The sequence below is a fragment of the Virgibacillus ihumii genome, assembly GCF_902726655.1.
GTDB lineage: Bacteria > Bacillota > Bacilli > Bacillales > Amphibacillaceae > Lentibacillus > Lentibacillus ihumii.
The window spans coordinates 1513039-1531069 of record NZ_CACVAN010000001.1 but is presented as its reverse complement, the minus strand read 5'-3'; the positions used below and the strand labels follow the sequence as shown (position 1 = coordinate 1531069).

At 42.3% G+C, this 18031-nt stretch carries 16 protein-coding genes; 15 read left to right on the top strand and 1 reads right to left on the bottom strand.

The window, feature by feature from the left end; translation table 11 throughout:
- Window positions 1-264: 264 nt before the first annotated feature.
- From ftsE to HUX68_RS07660, 5 genes are all read left to right on the top strand, one after another.
- Window positions 265-951, top strand: coding sequence for a cell division ATP-binding protein FtsE (ftsE, locus tag HUX68_RS07680; RefSeq protein WP_174616381.1), 687 nt, complete (start codon window positions 265-267; stop codon window positions 949-951).
- Window positions 941-1834, top strand: coding sequence for a permease-like cell division protein FtsX (gene ftsX, locus HUX68_RS07675; RefSeq protein ID WP_174614275.1), 894 nt, complete (start codon window positions 941-943; stop codon window positions 1832-1834). Before ftsE ends, ftsX begins: the two co-directional genes overlap by 11 nt.
- A gap of 54 nt (window positions 1835-1888) precedes the next feature.
- Window positions 1889-3295 carry a murein hydrolase activator EnvC family protein gene (locus HUX68_RS07670; protein ID WP_174614274.1) on the top strand — a complete coding sequence of 469 codons (1407 nt, stop codon included), beginning with the start codon at window positions 1889-1891 and terminating at the stop codon, window positions 3293-3295.
- 130 nt (window positions 3296-3425) lie between these two features.
- Entirely contained in the window at window positions 3426-4886 is a 1461-nt protein-coding gene (locus HUX68_RS07665) for a S41 family peptidase (protein ID WP_174614273.1), read from the top strand.
- Window positions 4887-5222: 336 nt separating this feature from the next.
- A complete protein-coding gene (locus HUX68_RS07660; protein WP_174614272.1) occupies window positions 5223-6413 on the top strand; it encodes a PDZ domain-containing protein in 1191 nt (396 codons plus the stop codon).
- A gap of 30 nt (window positions 6414-6443) precedes the next feature.
- On the opposite strand, the gene HUX68_RS07655 is transcribed toward HUX68_RS07660, so the two are convergent.
- Window positions 6444-7181 carry a FixH family protein gene (locus tag HUX68_RS07655; RefSeq protein ID WP_174614271.1) on the bottom strand — a complete coding sequence of 246 codons (738 nt, stop codon included), beginning with the start codon at window positions 7179-7181 and terminating at the stop codon, window positions 6444-6446.
- A 228-nt stretch (window positions 7182-7409) separates the two neighbouring features.
- On the opposite strand from HUX68_RS07655, the gene uvrB reads away from it, so the two are divergent.
- The 10 genes from uvrB (at window position 7410) to ppaX (ending at window position 18028) form a co-directional block, all read left to right on the top strand.
- Window positions 7410-9392, top strand: coding sequence for an excinuclease ABC subunit UvrB (gene uvrB, locus HUX68_RS07650; protein WP_174614270.1), 1983 nt, complete (start codon window positions 7410-7412; stop codon window positions 9390-9392).
- 54 nt (window positions 9393-9446) lie between these two features.
- Window positions 9447-12323, top strand: a complete 2877-nt coding sequence (gene uvrA, locus HUX68_RS07645; protein WP_174614269.1) for an excinuclease ABC subunit UvrA — start codon at window positions 9447-9449, stop codon at window positions 12321-12323.
- Between the two features lie 277 nt (window positions 12324-12600).
- Window positions 12601-12954, top strand: a complete 354-nt coding sequence (locus HUX68_RS07640; protein ID WP_174614268.1) for a YojF family protein — start codon at window positions 12601-12603, stop codon at window positions 12952-12954.
- Between the two features lie 23 nt (window positions 12955-12977).
- On the top strand, window positions 12978-13649 hold the full coding sequence (bshB2, locus tag HUX68_RS07635; protein WP_174614267.1) for a bacillithiol biosynthesis deacetylase BshB2: 672 nt from the start codon (window positions 12978-12980) through the stop codon (window positions 13647-13649).
- 20 nt (window positions 13650-13669) lie between these two features.
- Window positions 13670-13864: a PspC domain-containing protein gene (locus HUX68_RS07630; protein WP_174614266.1), complete on the top strand. Its 195-nt coding sequence runs from the start codon at window positions 13670-13672 to the stop codon at window positions 13862-13864.
- Entirely contained in the window at window positions 13864-14226 is a 363-nt protein-coding gene (locus HUX68_RS07625) for a phage holin family protein (RefSeq protein ID WP_174614265.1), read from the top strand. Before HUX68_RS07630 ends, HUX68_RS07625 begins: the two co-directional genes overlap by 1 nt.
- Window positions 14227-14647: 421 nt before the next feature.
- The gene (gene hprK / locus HUX68_RS07620; RefSeq protein WP_174614264.1) at window positions 14648-15583 is read left to right on the top strand and encodes an HPr(Ser) kinase/phosphatase; all 936 of its coding nucleotides are present in this window, start codon (window positions 14648-14650) and stop codon (window positions 15581-15583) included.
- Between the two features lie 12 nt (window positions 15584-15595).
- The gene (lgt, locus tag HUX68_RS07615) at window positions 15596-16432 is read left to right on the top strand and encodes a prolipoprotein diacylglyceryl transferase (RefSeq protein WP_174614263.1); all 837 of its coding nucleotides are present in this window, start codon (window positions 15596-15598) and stop codon (window positions 16430-16432) included.
- Window positions 16433-16458: 26 nt separating this feature from the next.
- Window positions 16459-17418, top strand: coding sequence for a nucleoside recognition domain-containing protein (locus tag HUX68_RS07610; protein ID WP_174614262.1), 960 nt, complete (start codon window positions 16459-16461; stop codon window positions 17416-17418).
- A complete protein-coding gene (gene ppaX / locus HUX68_RS07605; protein WP_174614261.1) occupies window positions 17393-18028 on the top strand; it encodes a pyrophosphatase PpaX in 636 nt (211 codons plus the stop codon). Before HUX68_RS07610 ends, ppaX begins: the two co-directional genes overlap by 26 nt.
- The last annotated feature ends 3 nt before the right edge of the window (window positions 18029-18031 follow it).

Sequence of the window (18031 nt, the reverse complement as noted above, 5' to 3'; positions counted from 1 at the left end):
GAAGGTTTTCCTGTTGACTGATTCTCAAAAATAACAATAACACGACAAAATATTACAAAATAATGGGTTTTATACATAAATTGAAATGAAAACGTAATATAATTAAGTCTAATTTTTGTGCCGAAAAATGTTATAATTACTATTAATTCTTCAAAAAAGAACCTGCTTCTACAAAAAGAGAAAATGGTTGCAGGTAAGCTGCATCTTGCAGGGGAGATTCGACAACATGATCCGACAACAAATACGAGTAAAGGTGATACATTCATGATAAATATGAAGGACGTTTACAAAACGTATTCCAATGGGGTTACGGCACTGAATGGAATTAATATAGATATTGACCAAGGAGAGTTTGTTTACATAGTCGGCCCCAGTGGAGCTGGGAAATCCACATTCGTTAAACTGATATACCGCGAAGTAAAACCCTCAGATGGAACAATTATCATCAATGGAACGAATACCAAAACAATTAAAGAACGGAAAGTTCCTTTTTTGCGAAGGCAAATAGGGGTTGTTTTCCAGGATTTTAAATTGCTTCCAAAACTGTCAGTTTATGAAAATATTGCTTTTGCGCTTGAAGTAATAGAAGAGCAGCCAAGAAATATCCGTAAACGGGTTATGGATGTTCTGGAACTTGTTGGTTTGAAGAACAAAGCACGTTTTATCCCTGATGAATTATCAGGGGGGGAACAGCAAAGGGTATCCATTGCACGTGCAATTGTTAATCATCCAAAGATTGTAATTGCCGATGAGCCTACCGGTAACCTTGACCCGGAAACATCATGGGGAATCATGCGGACGTTTGAAGAGGTTAACGCGCGGGGGACGACTGTCATAATGGCCACCCACAGCAAAGAAATTGTTAACACCATTAAGAAACGTGTAATCGCTGTTGAAGACGGTTTGATTGCACGCGACGAACAGCGGGGTGACTACGGCTATGAAGTTTAGGACATTAAGACGTCATTTCAGGGAAGGAACCAAAAACATATTCCGAAACGGCTGGATGACAGTGGCTTCAGTTGGAGCGGTGACGACAACATTGATTCTTGTTGGTGCATTTCTGGCATTGATGTTGAACCTGAATAATATAGCCGAAAACATAGAGGAAGATGTAAAAATTGAAACGTTGGTTGATCTGACGGCAAGTGAAGATCAAATTATGGAGCTTGGGCAGAAAATCAAACAAATTGATGGAGTGGGAAGTGTTCAGTTTTCTTCCAAGGATGAACAGCTTCAGAATCTGATTAAAAGCATGGGTGAAGAAGGTGATGCATGGAAGTTATTTAAGCAGGATAACCCGCTTAACCATGCATATATCGTTCAGGCTGCAGACCCTGCCGATACGATGGACGTAGCGAAAGAGATTAAGTCTTTTGATAATGTTTACCAGGTCAATTACGGAAAAGATGTTGTGCAGCGTTTGTTTCAATTTAATGATTATGCACGCACCATCGGCCTGATTTTAATTGTAGGGTTGGTTTTTACTGCGATATTCCTTATTTCCAACACGATTAAACTGACGATAATGGCCCGGAGCACTGAAATCGGCATCATGAAGCTGGTAGGAGCCACGAACGGATTTATCAGATGGCCATTCTTCATCGAAGGGTTGCTGCTGGGGATACTTGGTTCAGTTCTGCCAATTGCGGCTGTGCTGACAGGATATTATTACCTTGCGAATAATATAAGTGAGCAAATAACATATAACTTTGTGACGATATTGCCGTTTAACCCATTTGCATGGCAACTTTCTCTAATCATTCTAGCAATTGGGGCACTAATTGGGGTTTGGGGAAGTGTTATGAGTGTCCGCAAATTCCTGAAAGTATGACACAACTTTTATATAAACAATGAACCAGTCTTATAGAGGGAAAGGGGAACGAGCATGAAGAAAATTGTTACGTATACCATAATGGCTGTCCTCGTTATGGGAACAGCAGCTATGAATTGGGATTATGTATCGGCTGCTTCTGTTGATGGTTTAAATAATAAAATCAATGAACTGGAAGAAAAGCAGGATAAAATAAACGAGAAGCAAGGGAATTTAAACAATAAAGAGGAAAATACGGAAGAAAAGATTGCCAAAAACAAGGACAAACAAGCCGAAGTCAATAATGATATCGATTCAATTGATCAGAAGTTGACGAATACCCGAAATAAAATTCAGGCAAAAGAAAATGAAATAGCGGAGACGAATCAGGAAATAGAAGATTTAACCGGTCAGATACAAGCGATGAAGAAAAAAATTGAACGCCTGAAAAAAGAAATTAAAGCCTTAAAAGAGCGTATTGAACAACGGGAAAAATTATTGAAAGACCGTCTTCGGGCAATTCAGTCAAATGGCGGAGACATGCGGTACATAGAAGTAATTCTTGGTTCTCAAAGTTTTGGCGATTTCATCAGCAGATCAACTGCCGTTAATACGATAATGGACCAGGATAAGGATATAATGGAAACACACATGGCAGAGAAGCGGGAAGTTCAGACTAAAAAATCTGAAGTTGAGAACAAAAAGAAACAAATTGAGCAAAAGAAAAAAGAAGTGGAGCAGAAAAAAGCATCCCTTCAAAATCAAAAACAGGACTTGGAATCATTAAAATCCAAGCTAAATGATCAAATGTCTGAAAAAGAGCAGCTCATGGGTGAATTGAAGAAGAAACATGACGAATTGGAACAATACAAGATGAGCCTTGCTGAAAAGCAAAAAACATTGAGCGATCAGGCTGCGGTTATCGCTGCTGCCAAAGAAAAAGCAGCGAATGAAAAAGAGCGATTGAAGCAGCTTGCTGAAAAAAGAGAACGTGAGGCCCAACAAGAGGCGCAGCAAGAAAGTAGCAGCTCATCGTCAGGATCAGCTTCTGCATCATCATCCGGCAATACATCTGCATCAACCGCAAGCGCTGGAGGCAGTGGAATATTCATTTGGCCGACTTCCGGAGGCATTTCATCCGGTTATGGCGGCAGAGATTTGGGGTATCATTATGGTATTGATTTAGCCCCAGGATATGGTGCACCTGTTCAGGCTGCAGCCAGTGGCGTTGTAACGCGATCTGCATATTCCAGCAGCTACGGAAATGTTATTTACATTTATCATCCGCAATACGACAAATCGACCGTTTATGCACATTTGTCAAGCAGATCGGTAAGTCTTGGGCAATCGGTTTCAACCGGTCAAACAATCGGTGCAGTCGGTAATACCGGTAATTCATATGGTGCACACTTGCACTTTGAAGTGCACAATGGACCGTGGAGCTATCACAGCGGTATCAATCCATTTCCATACCTGCCATAAAATGAACGAATGTATTTGCAATTTGATTGCATAAACTATAATATTAAAGGCATCGCACATACGGTGTGATGCCTTTTCCGTATTATTGGCGGTAATCGCCAATTAACACTTTTGATGTAGGGGTGAAACTATGAATCTCCGTAAACAGCATATCGTTCTTATTTTGCTTGCTGCACTAGTTCTTGGATTTGCAGGCGCTTATTTTGGAGTGCAATTGGCGCAGGATCAAACATCCGGTTCCGTTACCCAGGAATCAGCTGATTCATCCGGCTCTTCAGATAAACGGCAGGCTAATTTAATGGGGGACGTTAGTAAAGTTGCCAATGCTTACAATTTAATAAAAGATAATTATCTGCATGATGTGTCGGACAAGCAGCTTATTGAAGGTGCAATTCAGGGCATGCTCAATTCATTGGACGATCCATACAGTACATATATGGACGCCGAAACAATGGAGCAGTTCAGCAATACAATCGAATCCTCCTTTGAGGGAATCGGTGCTGAGGTAAGCATGATTAATGGCAAGGTAAATATTGTTGCCCCAATTAAAAATTCTCCCGCAGAAGAAGCAGGGCTACGGCCGAATGATAAAATCCTCAGTGTTGACGGAAAAAGTGTAGTCGGAATGGATTTATTTGAGGCGGTTGAGCTTATCCGTGGGGAGAAAGGATCTGAAGTTGTTCTGGAAGTACAGCGCGCAGGTGTTAAGGAGCCATTCAAAGTAACAATTGTGCGTGATGATATCCCGCTTGAAACGGTGTATTCGGAAATAAAAAATATTAATGGCCAGAAAACAGGAGTTATTGAAATCACTTCGTTTTCCGAGAATACTGCCCAGCATTTTTCCAAGCAGCTTAAAGACTTGGAGGAAAAAGGGATTGAAGGACTGGTTATTGATGTCCGGGGGAACCCTGGTGGTTTGTTGAGTGCTGTCGAAGGAATATTGAAGAATTTTATTCCTGAGGACACGCCAATGGTTCAAATTGAAAATCCGCAAGGGAAGACATCAAAGTCATTTTCGAACCTTAAAGAGAAAAAACCTTATCCTATCAGTGTTATTATCAACGAAGGCAGTGCATCCGCATCTGAAATCCTGGCTGTTGCCATGAAAGAAACTGGATATGAGGTTGTCGGTGTGACAAGTTTCGGTAAAGGAACTGTCCAGCAGGCTGTACCGCTTGGAGATGGGAGTACGCTGAAGCTTACCTTGTTCAAGTGGCTTTCTCCGGAAGGTACATGGATTCACGAGAAAGGTGTTAAGCCGACAATAAAAGTAAAACAGCCGGAATACTATTTCACCAATCCGGTTCAGGTAAAAGAACCAATATCGTATAATCATACGGGCGATAAGGTGGAAAATATGCAGGTTATGCTGAAAGGTCTCGGATATAATCCGGGACGAACGGATGGCTATTTTAATAAAGAAACCGAAGAGGCCGTCAAAAAGTTTCAGAAGAAAAATGATTTAAATGTAACCGGAAAAATTAATGCTAAAACTGCTGGTAAGATTGAAACAGCGATTGTTGAAAAAATCAGGGGTGGAAAAGAGGACCGGCAAATGGAAAAAGCATTATATGTATTATATAAATAAAGAGGCTGGAACAAAAAGGGTTTTATCAAAAGAAAAAACGAATGAAAGTTGGTGGGCTCAGCCGCTCCGGAAATATACTTCGCTTTCCGCGGGCGGCTGTTAAGCCTCTTCGTGCTACGCACTCAGAGTCTCATCTAGGCATGTCCTCCCGCAGGAGTCTACGTATATTTCCTCCGCTAGTCTCTGAATTGTTCGTTTTTGAATTACACTTTTTGATTTGTTCCAGCTTCTTCCAATCAAATCGTAAAATTTGATACGGAAGCAGGAAATAACCCTGCGAATATCGAATATTACTGTAATAGTTAAGGATTTGCTTCGATGGTGGAAGGTGATTATATGGCAGAATCATGGTTGATTGAATTGGCAAAAGGAGTGGGAAAAATATTTTTTAATCCACTTCTATATTGGATCATATTACTAATATTCCTTGCCGGGATAAAACGGATACAAAAGGAAAGGAATAATTTTGGATTTAAGCTGTTTGATGTATTTTCGGAATGGAAAAACACTTGGACTGTTGGTTTGTTATCCGGTCTTTTTATATCCATCATTTTTCTCGGCGCCGGGGTTGTTTTTTCATATGAAACCATTCTTGTATTAAGTAGTCTTGCAATTATACTTAGTATTACGTTACGGTTCACACTGTTGTCTGCTAGTTATACGGTTGGTATAGGCTATCTGATTCTGCTTGTGCTGCCGTTTATCCCGTCAAGTCAAAACGTAATTGACGGCGGGTTGTTCACGGAGACCAATTTTACCGGATTGGTATTTTTGCTTTCCATCATGCTGTTTACGGAAGCTGTATTAACAAAACGTGTTCAAAATAATACGTCATTCCCAGATATGATTTCGGGCCGGCGCGGAATGCTTGTTGGAGCTCATCATATAAAGAAATTGAGCGTTATTCCATTTTTTGTGCTGGTGCCATCCGGGCTGATTACATCGTTTGCCCCGTTTTGGCCTTATTTTTCCATGAACGGTGAAACGTACAGTCTGTTGCTCGTTCCGTTTCTGGTTGGATTTGATTATACGGTAAAAAGCAGTTTACCGGAAAAGGCTGCTGAGCGAATATCCAAGTCGGTCTTTATACTGGGATCTATGGTGTTTCTTTTAGCAGTCGGGAGTATTTATGTTCGATGGCTGTCTATTGCAGCGATTGTGCTTGGAATCATTGGAAAAGAGTTTATCAGTTACAGGCACCGGGCATTTGAAAACAAACACAACGCTTACTTCAGCCGTCAAACCAGAGGCTTTAAAGTGTTGGGTATCGTCCCTAATTCCCCCGCAGAGCGGCTGGGTGTGGTGGTTGGCGATTCCATCGTAAAAGTGAATGGACACCATGTAAACAGCCTCCATGATTTTTATTATGCATTGCAAAAAAATACGTTTTTCAAACTTGAAATTGTTGATGAACATCATGAGGTCAGGTTTGTGCAGAGTCCCTTATATGAGGGTGATCATCACGAACTGGGAATTGTAACAACAACTTTCCGGAATTATGAAACGGAGCAAAAGGTTAACCAATAGTAAGAAAAGGCAGTAAGGTGTCAAACCACCTTACTGCCTTTTATCTGCATTTATCTTAAAAACATTATGATAATGAATGTCGCCTTTTTTTACATGAACTTTTATCTTATAGGTTCCACTATTTTTAAATGTTGTCTTAGCTTGATAGGTTCCCGCATTTTGTTCAGTCATTGTAACCCAATCATGTTTTTCATCGCTTTCCTGCCAAATTTCCATGGTAACGGATGCAGCTGATAATGGTTCTTGTTTAGTCGAAACGGTTGCTGTAAACGCTGCACTTTCATCCGCAGTGATTTTTTCAGGGGGATGGAATTTTACAGTTGTTTGGGAATGGTGATGTCCCTGTTCTTTGTCGGTTTTATCCTTACTTGCTTGTGCATTGCCGATATTTATTTTCGCTTTCGGCATAGTGTGCATTTGTTTGGCGGTAACATGGGATTGAATATAATAGATGCCTTTTCCGGTAAATGTGTTCTCAACCGTGTATGCACCGTCCTTCATGTTGTTTGCCTCGATCATTTCACTGTCATCTTTAGAACCTTCGCGCCAGATTTCGAATTTGACTTCATCTGCATCTTTAACAGCTTTGCCATCTTGGGTAACAGTTACTTTGAAAGTAACGGTCTCGTCTGTATCACCTTTTTCCGGCACGTTTAAATCAGCTCTGATCGGCTGAACAACTTCACTATCGGAACTGCTGGTATCATCCGATTGCCCGCATGCTGCAAGTACAGTTGCTGTGAGAATCAGCATAATCATTTTTTTCATTGTCTACATCCTTTCCCATTCCTTCTAATTTGATTATAAGCGAGACCGGTTCGTGTATCAATCAGAGGAGATGCGTTCTTTTTGACGGATTTATGTCTGAATAGAATGGGTAGAATGTATATGTAAAAATGTTAAGCATATTAATCGAATATTTGTTCGCAAATCTGTTAAAATTACATTAAAACTATGGTAAACTGGAATGTAGACCGATGAACGGAGGATTGCCCTGTGAAAAATCAATTTGATCTTGTGGCACAGTACGAGCCAAGTGGAGATCAGCCGAAAGCGATAGAGGAACTTATTGAAAAAGTAAGGGCCGGACAGCGCCACCAGACACTGCTTGGTGCAACCGGAACCGGCAAAACGTTTACCGTATCAAATGTGATTACGGAAATTAACCGACCTACACTGGTGATTGCCCATAATAAAACTCTGGCTGGACAGCTGTACAGTGAGTTCAAAGAGTACTTCCCGAATAATGCAGTTGAATACTTTGTCAGTTATTACGATTACTATCAACCGGAAGCATATGTGCCGTCAACTGATACATTTATTGAAAAAGATGCTAGCATTAATGACGAAATCGATAAATTACGGCACTCTGCGACATCATCGCTGTTTGAGCGTCGTGATGTACTGATTGTTGCGAGTGTCTCATGCATCTACGGTTTGGGTTCGCCGGAAGACTATGAAAGCCAAGTCCTGTCACTAAGAATGGGCATGGAAAAAGATCGGGATCAGTTACTGAGGGACCTTGTGGATATTCAGTATGCCCGTAATGATATTAATTTTCAGCGTGGAACGTTTCGTGTCCGGGGTGACTCTGTGGAGGTTATCCCTGCCTCAAAAGAGGAACACTGTATGCGAATTGAGTTTTTTGGTGATGAAATAGATCGGATTCGTGAAGTCGATGCACTCACTGGTGAAATTGTCGGCGACCGTGAACATGTGGCTATTTTCCCGGCTTCTCACTTTGTTACCCGTGAAGAGAAATTAAAGCAGGCCATTAAAAACATTGAGCAGGAATTAGCTGATCGGCTGAAAGAATTGCGGGATGAAGATAAGCTTCTCGAGGCACAGCGGCTGGAACAACGGACAAATTACGATATCGAAATGATGCATGAAATGGGTTTTTGTTCTGGAATTGAAAATTATTCACGTCATCTAACATTTCGTTCACCAGGTTCAACGCCATATACACTGCTCGATTATTTCCCGGATGATTTTCTTGTCGTTGTTGATGAGTCGCATGTTACCCTGCCACAAGTAAGGGGAATGTATAATGGAGACAAGGCACGGAAACAGGTGCTTGTTGATCACGGATTCCGTTTGCCGTCAGCGCTTGATAACCGGCCGCTTACGTTTGGAGAGTTTGAAACAGCAACCAATCAATTGATTTATGTCTCAGCAACACCCGGACCGTATGAAAATGAGCATGCACCGGATGTAACAGAACAAATTATCCGGCCAACCGGGCTGCTTGATCCGAAAATTGATGTTCGGCCGATTGAAGGTCAGATAGATAACTTGATTGAGGAAGTCAATAAACGGTCCAAACGGAACGAACGTGTGCTTGTGACCACGCTGACGAAAAAAATGTCAGAGGATTTAACCGATTATTTGAAGGAGATAGGCTTTAAAGTTGCCTATTTGCATTCCGAGATTAAAACACTCGAGCGTATTGAAGTTATTCGGGATTTGCGGGTTGGTAAATATGATGTGCTTGTCGGTATTAACCTGTTGCGTGAAGGACTTGATATTCCGGAAGTTTCATTGGTTGCAATTTTGGATGCCGATAAGGAAGGCTTTTTGCGGTCTGAACGCTCGCTGATCCAGACAATGGGACGGGCTGCACGTAATGAAAACGGTGAAGTGGTCATGTTTGGAGACCGGATTACAAATTCCATGCAAGTTGCGATTGATGAGACGAATCGCCGCCGTGAGAAGCAGATGGCTTACAATGAAGAACATAACATTACACCAACCACCATCAAAAAGGATGTCCGTGATGTGATTCGAGCTACGGTTGCAGCAGAGGATACGGAAGAATATGAAAGTAAATCTGCCAGCCTTGCCAATCTGTCAAAACCAGAGAAAGCAAAAACGATAGAAAATATGGAAAAAGAAATGAAGGATGCTGCCAAAGCGCTTGATTTTGAGAAGGCAGCCGAACTTCGTGATATAATACTTGAATTAAAAGCAGAAGGTTAAATAACGATATTATTTGAGCAAAGACGATATCGAAAGTGGAAGGATGAGCCGTTCATGCCCAGTAAATCAATCAATATACAAGGAGCGCGTGCGCATAATCTGAAAAATGTTGACGTGACGATTCCAAAGAATAAACTTGTCGTGTTAACCGGGTTATCAGGGTCTGGAAAGTCATCGCTTGCCTTTGACACAATTTATGCAGAGGGACAGCGGCGTTATGTCGAGTCCCTGTCTGCCTATGCCCGTCAATTTTTAGGTCAAATGGACAAGCCTGATGTCGATGCAATTGAAGGGTTGTCACCGGCAATATCGATTGATCAGAAGACTACAAGCAGAAATCCGCGTTCGACAGTTGGTACGGTTACTGAAATCTATGATTATTTACGGTTATTATACGCCCGTGTCGGCCGGCCGACATGTCCGAAACATGGGATTGAAATTACGTCACAGACTGTCCAGCAGATGGTTGACAGGATTTTGGAGTACCCCGAACGGACCAAAATGCAAATCCTTGCCCCGGTTGTTTCCGGGCGAAAAGGAGAGCATGCAAAAACTTTTGAGAAATTGAAGCGTGAAGGCTATGTCCGGATCCGTGTAGATCAGGAAATGCGTGAAATTACCGAGGAAATCAATCTTGATAAAAATAAAAAACATTCCATTGAGGTGGTTGTAGACCGAATTGTTGTCAAGGAGGGTGTTGCTGGCCGATTAAGCGATTCGATTGAGACTGCCCTTGCATTGGGTGAAGGAAAAATTATTGTGGATGTAATCGGGGACGAAGAACTTATGTTCAATGAAAATCATGCCTGTCCGATTTGTGGATTTTCCATCGGTGAGCTTGAGCCAAGACTATTTTCATTTAACAGTCCATTTGGTGCCTGCCCAACGTGTGACGGGCTTGGGACCAACCTGGAAGTGGACTTGGATCTTGTTATTCCCGACTGGGACAGGACGCTGAATGAACATGCAATTGCGGCTTGGGAACCAATCAGTTCGCAGTATTATCCGCAACTGCTCAAAAGTGTTTGTGACCACTATGGAATTGATATGAACATCCCGGTTAAAAAAATTCCATCCAAACAAATAAATAAAATACTGTATGGCAGCGGAAATGAAAAAATTCATTTCTATTACAAAAATGATTTTGGCAATATCCGTGATAATGATATTTTCTTTGAAGGTGTTCTGAATAATATTGCACGCCGCTACAAAGAAACATCATCAGATTTTATACGGGAGATGCTTGGGAAATATATGGCACAAACCAAATGTCCTGACTGTAAGGGATACCGGCTGAAGGAAGGTGCGCTGGCAGTACTGATAAACAATATGCACATAAGCCAGGTTACCGATTATTCCATTGTGGAGGCGCACGATTTTTTCAACAATCTGGAATTGACGGAAAAAGAAGAGAAAATTGCCAGAATGATTTTGAAGGAAATCTCTGACAGGCTCGACTTTTTGAATAATGTCGGGCTGGAATATCTGACACTTTCCCGGGCTGCCGGTACATTATCCGGCGGAGAAGCACAGCGGATCCGACTAGCCACGCAAATCGGTTCGGCACTGACCGGCGTCCTCTATGTTCTGGACGAACCGTCGATTGGCCTGCATCAGCGGGATAATTACCGATTGATCAACACGCTGAAACAAATGCGTGACCTGGATAACACGCTGATTGTTGTGGAACATGATGAAGATACCATGCTTGCTGCTGATTATTTGGTTGATATCGGTCCAGGCGCCGGTGAGCATGGCGGTGAAATAGTAGCCAGCGGGACACCTGAAAAAGTGAAGAAAAACAAACAATCACTGACAGGAAAATATTTGTCCGGAGATGAGTATGTCCCATTGCCGGTTAAGCGGCGAAAACCATCGAAGCGGAATATTGAAATTGTTGGCGCTGAAGAAAATAACCTGAAAAACGTCGACGTTAAATTTCCGATTGGACTCATGACAGTAGTAACAGGGGTTTCCGGCTCGGGAAAGAGTACACTGGTCAATGAGATTTTATATAAATCCCTGTCAAAACAGTTGCACCGGAGTAAACTTAAACCGGGAAAATATGAAAAAATGAAGGGACTCAAACATCTTGAAAAGGTTATTGATATTGATCAGGCACCGATTGGAAGGACGCCACGCTCCAATCCGGCAACATACACCGGTGTGTTTGATAATATCCGGGATGTGTTTGCCCAGACAAACGAGGCAAAAGTCCGCGGATATAAGAAAGGCCGGTTCAGCTTTAATGTAAAAGGCGGACGCTGTGAGGCATGCCGCGGCGATGGCATTATCAAAATTGAGATGCATTTTCTGCCGGATGTATATGTTCCGTGTGAGGTTTGTCACGGTAAGCGGTACAACCGGGAAACACTGGAGGTAAAATATAAAGGCAAAAGTATTGCTGATGTGCTTGATATGACCGTTGAAGAAGCGCTGGACTTTTTTGCGAATATCCCGAAAATCAGGCGAAAAATTCAGACCGTCTTTGATGTGGGTCTCGGCTATGTGAGACTGGGGCAGCCAGCAACTACTTTGTCCGGTGGGGAAGCACAACGGGTTAAGCTGGCGAGCGAACTACACCGTCGTTCAAACGGCAAGTCATTTTATATTTTGGATGAACCAACGACAGGCTTGCATACAGACGACATCCGCCGGTTATTGAATGTACTGCAGCGGCTCGTGGAAAATGGTGATTCTGTGCTGATTATCGAGCATAATCTGGACGTCATCAAAACTGCCGATCATATTATTGACCTTGGTCCTGAAGGTGGCGACCGCGGCGGAGAAATCATTGCAACGGGAACACCGGAGGCAATTGCTGATACAGAACAATCGTACACCGGCCGTTATCTGAAGCCAATTCTTGAACGTGACCGAAAACGAATGGAAGCGGACCTTAAAGAGCACGAAAAAGTAGGCACGAAATAGAATGGAAGCAGTGAGTCTGAGAGTGGATTCACTGTTTTTTTGGCATATCAAAAAGTATAAAACTTTCTTACCGTATAAGTGCAACTAAGGCCGTGACCTAAAGGCTTAGTGACAATCAGGTTTTCTAAGCAGAAGAATGGCTATATCGATAGAACAGCAATTATATCGCCAGGTACGTGGGAAGCGGACAACACTCGTTTTCCGGACAGATTTTTTGACGCATGACGGGTGTTTCGGTAAGGTGAAAAGAGACGGGGAAGCAGGGAGGAACAAACTGATGAAACCAATTCAACAAACGGAAGTGCAGGAATGGCTGGAGAGTTTTGTAAATAAGGATGTATATGTTCATCTTGAAACGACAAACGGAGCTTATGCCAGTCATTTTGATGATAAAGCATATACAGTAGGAGCGTATATTCGTAATGCGAAAGTGAAATTTTCGCAGGCAAAGATCGTTGGAAATGGCAAAACATATCGAGCAGGGTTAAAAATGGATATCGGATGGATTTATGCGGAAGGTCTGACGGACTGGACGATTCATAATGATAATCAGTTATTGCTTGCAGGACATGATCGGGAAGGCCGGCTGATGGTATCACTCCAGGTTAGTGAAACACCATTTCGGTATTAATGTGAAGGGATAAGGTGATACAGGTGGAAAAACATGTTGTTGTAATCTATCCGCACCCGGACGATGAATCATTCGGAGCTGCTGGAACGATTACTAAATTTCGTCGGGAAGGTGTACCGGTGACGTATTTATGCGGGACACTTGGTGAAATGGGCAGAAATATGGGGAATCCTACGTTTGCCAACCGGGAAGTCCTTCCGGAAATCAGAAAAGAAGAACTTCTGGAAGCCTGCAATAAATTGGATATTGACTTGCGTATGCTCGGTTATCGTGACAAAACCATTGAATTTGAAGACAGGGATGAAGTCGCCAGACATTTAAGAAATATGCTGGAGGAAATTAAACCAAGTCTCGTTATTACACATTACCCGGAGCATGCGGTACATCCGGATCATAATGCGCTTGGAGCAGCTGCTGTAGAAGCTGTACGGCTGATGGATTCGGAAGAACGTCCGACTGTTTGGGCACAGGCTATAACCAACAGTTATTATGATGAAATTGGGATTCCTGAAGTTCAGAATGATGTTACCATGTTTTTTGATGAAAAGATGGAAGCGATTCTTTCCCATAAATCCCAGGCAAGCGGTGTGCTGAACAATATCCGAAACAGTCGCAATAAAAATGGTGAACTGCGTGAAGAAGCTAAAAAGCACTTGGGAAAAGAACATTTTTTCATATGGAACTATGAAAAATAACGTATAGGGAGCGTATTTGTATGTCTAAACGACTTTACCGGTCAGAATCGAAGCGAATACTGGCAGGTGTCTGTGCAGGCATCGCAGAATATTTTCGTATCAATCCGACTATTGTCCGGCTGTTGTTTGCAGCAAGTATTTTACTTGGTCCGTTGGGTATTATAATGTATATTATTTGCATTTTTGTTATACCAAAAGAGCGGGAGGTAAGTTGATGCTGCTTCGGTGGTTCATATCGATTTTACTTAATGCGGTTGCATTGATTGCCGTTGCTCAATTATTTGATGGCTTCCATGTTGATGGTTTTGGAACTGCATTGCTGGCGAGTGTCATTCTGGCCGTTTTGAATATAATCGTGAAGCCGATCCTGATTGTTTTGACGCTGCCGATTACGGTTGTGACACTTGGCTTATTTTTGTTTGTCATCAATGCAATCACATTAATGATTACACAGGGAATAATGGATGAATCGTTTGTGATAGAAGGGTTCTGGACTGCGTTATTTGCAGCAGTCATCATTTCCATACTGAATTTACTGTTGAACCGGTTAGTGCGGGATACAGTAACGGAACGATAAATCGCATGGCAGGGCCTGCGATTTATTTTTATCAAAAGAAAATACGAATTAACTTAATTGAGGAATTTAGCCGCTCCGGAAATATACTTCGCTTTCCGCGGGCGGCTGTTGAGCCTCTTCGTGCTACGCACTCAGAGTCTCATCTAGGCCTTTCCTCCCGCAGGAGTCTACGCATATTTCCTCCGCTAAAATAGAGTATTGTTCGTCTTTTCTTATACATATATTTGTTTTGTCCCAGCCCCTTACTGCATAAGTGCAACTAAGGCTTTCGCCATAATGGCTTGGCGATAAGCCAAGTTTCCTATTATTTTCATACCTTTTCTGCCCGAACAACATCCATCAGAACTTTGCCTGTATTGACATGACCAAAAATATGCTACAATAAACATCAGTATCTGGGAATCAACTGGAGGTTACAAAAATGGCAAAAGTTCGGACAAAAGATTTGCTGGAAAATTTTAATTTAACCCTTGTTGCAGGGGAAGATGGAATACATAGAGAGATTACCACAAGTGATATTTCGAGGCCGGGAATTGAGATGACCGGTTATATTGATTACTATCCGAAAGAACGTCTGCAACTAATTGGAAAAACGGAGATGGCGTATTTTTTGGATTTAAACGATGTACATCAAAAAGAGCGTATGGAACAGTTATGTACGGATGTTACACCGTGTATTGTTATTTCACGAGGTATGGAGATTCCACATGTTATGCTCGATGCGGCGAATGAATCCGGTGTACCCATTTTACATTCTCCGCGAACAACGACCCGCGTCATCAGCAGACTGACAAATTATCTTGAGGCAAAATTTGCACCATTTACAGCAATCCATGGTGTGTTGGTTGATATTTACGGTGTGGGCGTATTGATAACCGGACAAAGTGGCGTCGGTAAAAGTGAAACGGCGTTGGAATTGGTTAAACGTGGTCACAGATTGATAGCTGATGACAGTGTAGAAATTCGACAGGAAGATTATGACAGATTGATTGGGAATCCTCCGCCTTTGATTGAACACCTTCTGGAGATTCGGGGGCTTGGAATTATTAATGTTATGACTCTGTTTGGCGCAGGTGCGGTTCGCAGTCATAAGAAAATATCCTTGATTATTAATTTAGAACTGTGGGATTCGAATAAGCAATATGACCGGCTTGGTCTTGATGAGGAAACGATGAAAATAATGGATGTCAGCCTGCCAAAAGCAACCATTCCGGTCCGCCCGGGAAGAAACCTTGCCGTTATTATTGAAGTTGCGGCAATGAACTTCAGATTGAAGCGGATGGGAGTAAATGCTGCAGAAGAATTTTCCGAACGGCTGACAACTATGATCGATCAGGGAAAAGATGAAACGGAATAGGAGCTGGTTTTATTGAGTTGTAATGCACCTTCACTGGACCGCGTGTTTCTCGAACTCGGTCCATTAACTATTTACTGGTATGGCGTAATAATAGCTTTTGGTGTTTTTATAGGTTTGTATTTAGCAACTAGAGAATCGGATCGGCTTGGACTTGATAAAGATTTGGTTATTGATTTGATTGTGTTTGCCATTCCGGCTGCCATTATATTCGCGCGTATTTATTATGTGATTTTCGAATGGGACAGGTATGCCGGTGCACCATGGTGGGATGTTTTTGCGGTCTGGGAAGGCGGTATCGCGATTCACGGAGCACTGATTGGTTCTGTGTTAACGGCAATTATTTATACACGCGTTAAAAACGTATCATTCTGGCAATTGGCTGATATTATTGCACCAAGTCTGATTCTCGGTCAGGCGATTGGGCGCTGGGGTAATTTTATGAACCAGGAGGCACATGGTGGTCCGGTCTCAGAAGCGGTATATAATAATTTCCTTCAGTATTTGCCGGATTTCATTATGAATCAAATGTGCATTGAAGGTACGATGTATCATCCGACATTTTTGTATGAGTCACTTTGGAATGTACTGATTTTCGTATTTCTGCTCGTATTGCGCAGATACAATCCAGTACGTGGTGAAGTGTTCCTTAGTTATGTGATTGCTTATTCAGCTGGTCGTTTCTTTATTGAAGGAATGCGAATGGATAGCCTGTATGTTCCAGGAACCGATATACGCATGGCCCAACTTATTTCTATCGTTCTGATTATTTTTGCTGCCGGTCTGATGATTTACCGTCGTGCATCAGGAATGGCTAAACGTCGTTATGACGGCAAAAAAATCAAGAAATAAGCAATTACAGAAAGAAGGTTGATCACTTGAAAGGGATATTATTTCGTGGTTTACAGCAGGGAATAAAAGTGACATGGGCATTGGGAAAGGTTATTTTTCCGGTGACCCTGATAGTAACCATTTTACAACATACACCAGTATTGCCTTGGATGATTGAGCAAATAAGTCCTTTCATGGCGCTAATTGGGCTTTCCGGGGAAGCAGCTGTGCCGCTTGTACTGGGAAATGCATTAAACCTGTACGCAGGGATTGCAGCCATTGTTTCGTTTGATTTTACAGTAAAAGAAGTCTTCATTTTAGCTGTTATGATGTCATTTTCCCACAACCTGTTTATTGAGTCGACCGTGGCGTCCAAAGTGGGTGTCAATGGGTGGCTGATTACCGGAATTCGGATTTCATTGGCCATATTTTCTGCCATCGTGATTAATCTGTTTTGGAATGGCGGAAAGGAAATGGCGGAATATGGCTTGATATCCAAATCAGGAGTAGTCCCCGACGGATGGAGTGAAATTATCATTCAAGGGGTGCAGACAGCATTTCTTGCAGTGGTGCAACTCGCGCTTATTGTTATACCGTTGATGATGATCATGCAGTTTTTCCGGGAAATCGGCTGGCTTGATGTGATTTCTGATAAACTTGCGCCGTTTACAAAATTGCTTGGCATGGATAAGAATACTTCGATGACACTTGTGACCGGTCTGACGATTGGACTTGCCTATGGGGCCGGGATGATGATTCAGGCTGTTGAAGAGGATGGTGTTTCCCGCCGCGATATGTATCTGGCATTGATTTTTCTGGTCTCGTGCCATGCGGTTGTTGAGGATACACTTGTGTTTATACCCCTTGGAATACCTGTCTTGCCATTACTGCTGATTCGGCTGGTGACGGCTATTTTGCTGACGATGGTGGTAGCATATGTCTGGAAACGGATCGATAATCGAAAAAGGAAGGAAACATCACATGAACATTCGTACAATACTCTTTGATCTTGATGGAACATTGATCGATACAAATGAACTAATCATAGAATCCTTTATGCATACATTCAAACAATATGGAAAAGAACTCTCACGAACGGATGCAGCTGAATTTATCGGACCGCCATTACGGGACTCTTTTCTGCAGGTTGATGCGAACCGTGCTGACGAAATGGTTGCAACGTACCGGCAGCATAATCTGCATCACCATGATCATTTTGTAACGGCTTTTCCGAATGTTGCAGCAACGCTCGAAGCATTGCAGGAACGTAATAAAAAAATCGGTATCGTAACAACAAAAATGCGTCACACTGTTGATATGGGATTGAAGGTAACCGGTTTGGACCGTTATTTTGAAACCATTATTACATTGGATGATGTTACAAATGCCAAACCGGATCCTGAACCGATTAAAATGGCAATGCAGGAAATGAATGCAGATGCCGACTCAACGTTGATGGTCGGAGATAATCAACATGATATTGATGCCGGAAAAAATGCCGGTGCCCGGACAGCCGGGGTGGCCTGGTCAATAAAAGGCAAGGAGAAACTGCTGACGTACAATCCAACATACATGCTGGATGATATGCTGGATCTACTGAAAATTGCAGGAGTGTGACAC

What these genes read in the sequence shown, in the direction of transcription:
- ftsE (WP_174616381.1), top strand. Translation starts at nt 265, where the DNA reads ATGATAAATATGAAGGACGTTTACAAAACGTATTCCAATGGGGTTACG.
- ftsX (WP_174614275.1), top strand. Translation starts at nt 941, where the DNA reads ATGAAGTTTAGGACATTAAGACGTCATTTCAGGGAAGGAACCAAAAAC.
- HUX68_RS07670 (WP_174614274.1), top strand. Translation starts at nt 1,889, where the DNA reads ATGAAGAAAATTGTTACGTATACCATAATGGCTGTCCTCGTTATGGGA.
- HUX68_RS07665 (WP_174614273.1), top strand. Translation starts at nt 3,426, where the DNA reads ATGAATCTCCGTAAACAGCATATCGTTCTTATTTTGCTTGCTGCACTA.
- HUX68_RS07660 (WP_174614272.1), top strand. Translation starts at nt 5,223, where the DNA reads ATGGCAGAATCATGGTTGATTGAATTGGCAAAAGGAGTGGGAAAAATA.
- HUX68_RS07655 (WP_174614271.1), bottom strand. Translation starts at nt 7,181, where the DNA reads ATGAAAAAAATGATTATGCTGATTCTCACAGCAACTGTACTTGCAGCA.
- uvrA (WP_174614269.1), top strand. Translation starts at nt 9,447, where the DNA reads ATGCCCAGTAAATCAATCAATATACAAGGAGCGCGTGCGCATAATCTG.
- HUX68_RS07640 (WP_174614268.1), top strand. Translation starts at nt 12,601, where the DNA reads ATGAAACCAATTCAACAAACGGAAGTGCAGGAATGGCTGGAGAGTTTT.
- HUX68_RS07630 (WP_174614266.1), top strand. Translation starts at nt 13,670, where the DNA reads ATGTCTAAACGACTTTACCGGTCAGAATCGAAGCGAATACTGGCAGGT.
- HUX68_RS07625 (WP_174614265.1), top strand. Translation starts at nt 13,864, where the DNA reads ATGCTGCTTCGGTGGTTCATATCGATTTTACTTAATGCGGTTGCATTG.
- hprK (WP_174614264.1), top strand. Translation starts at nt 14,648, where the DNA reads ATGGCAAAAGTTCGGACAAAAGATTTGCTGGAAAATTTTAATTTAACC.
- ppaX (WP_174614261.1), top strand. Translation starts at nt 17,393, where the DNA reads ATGAACATTCGTACAATACTCTTTGATCTTGATGGAACATTGATCGAT.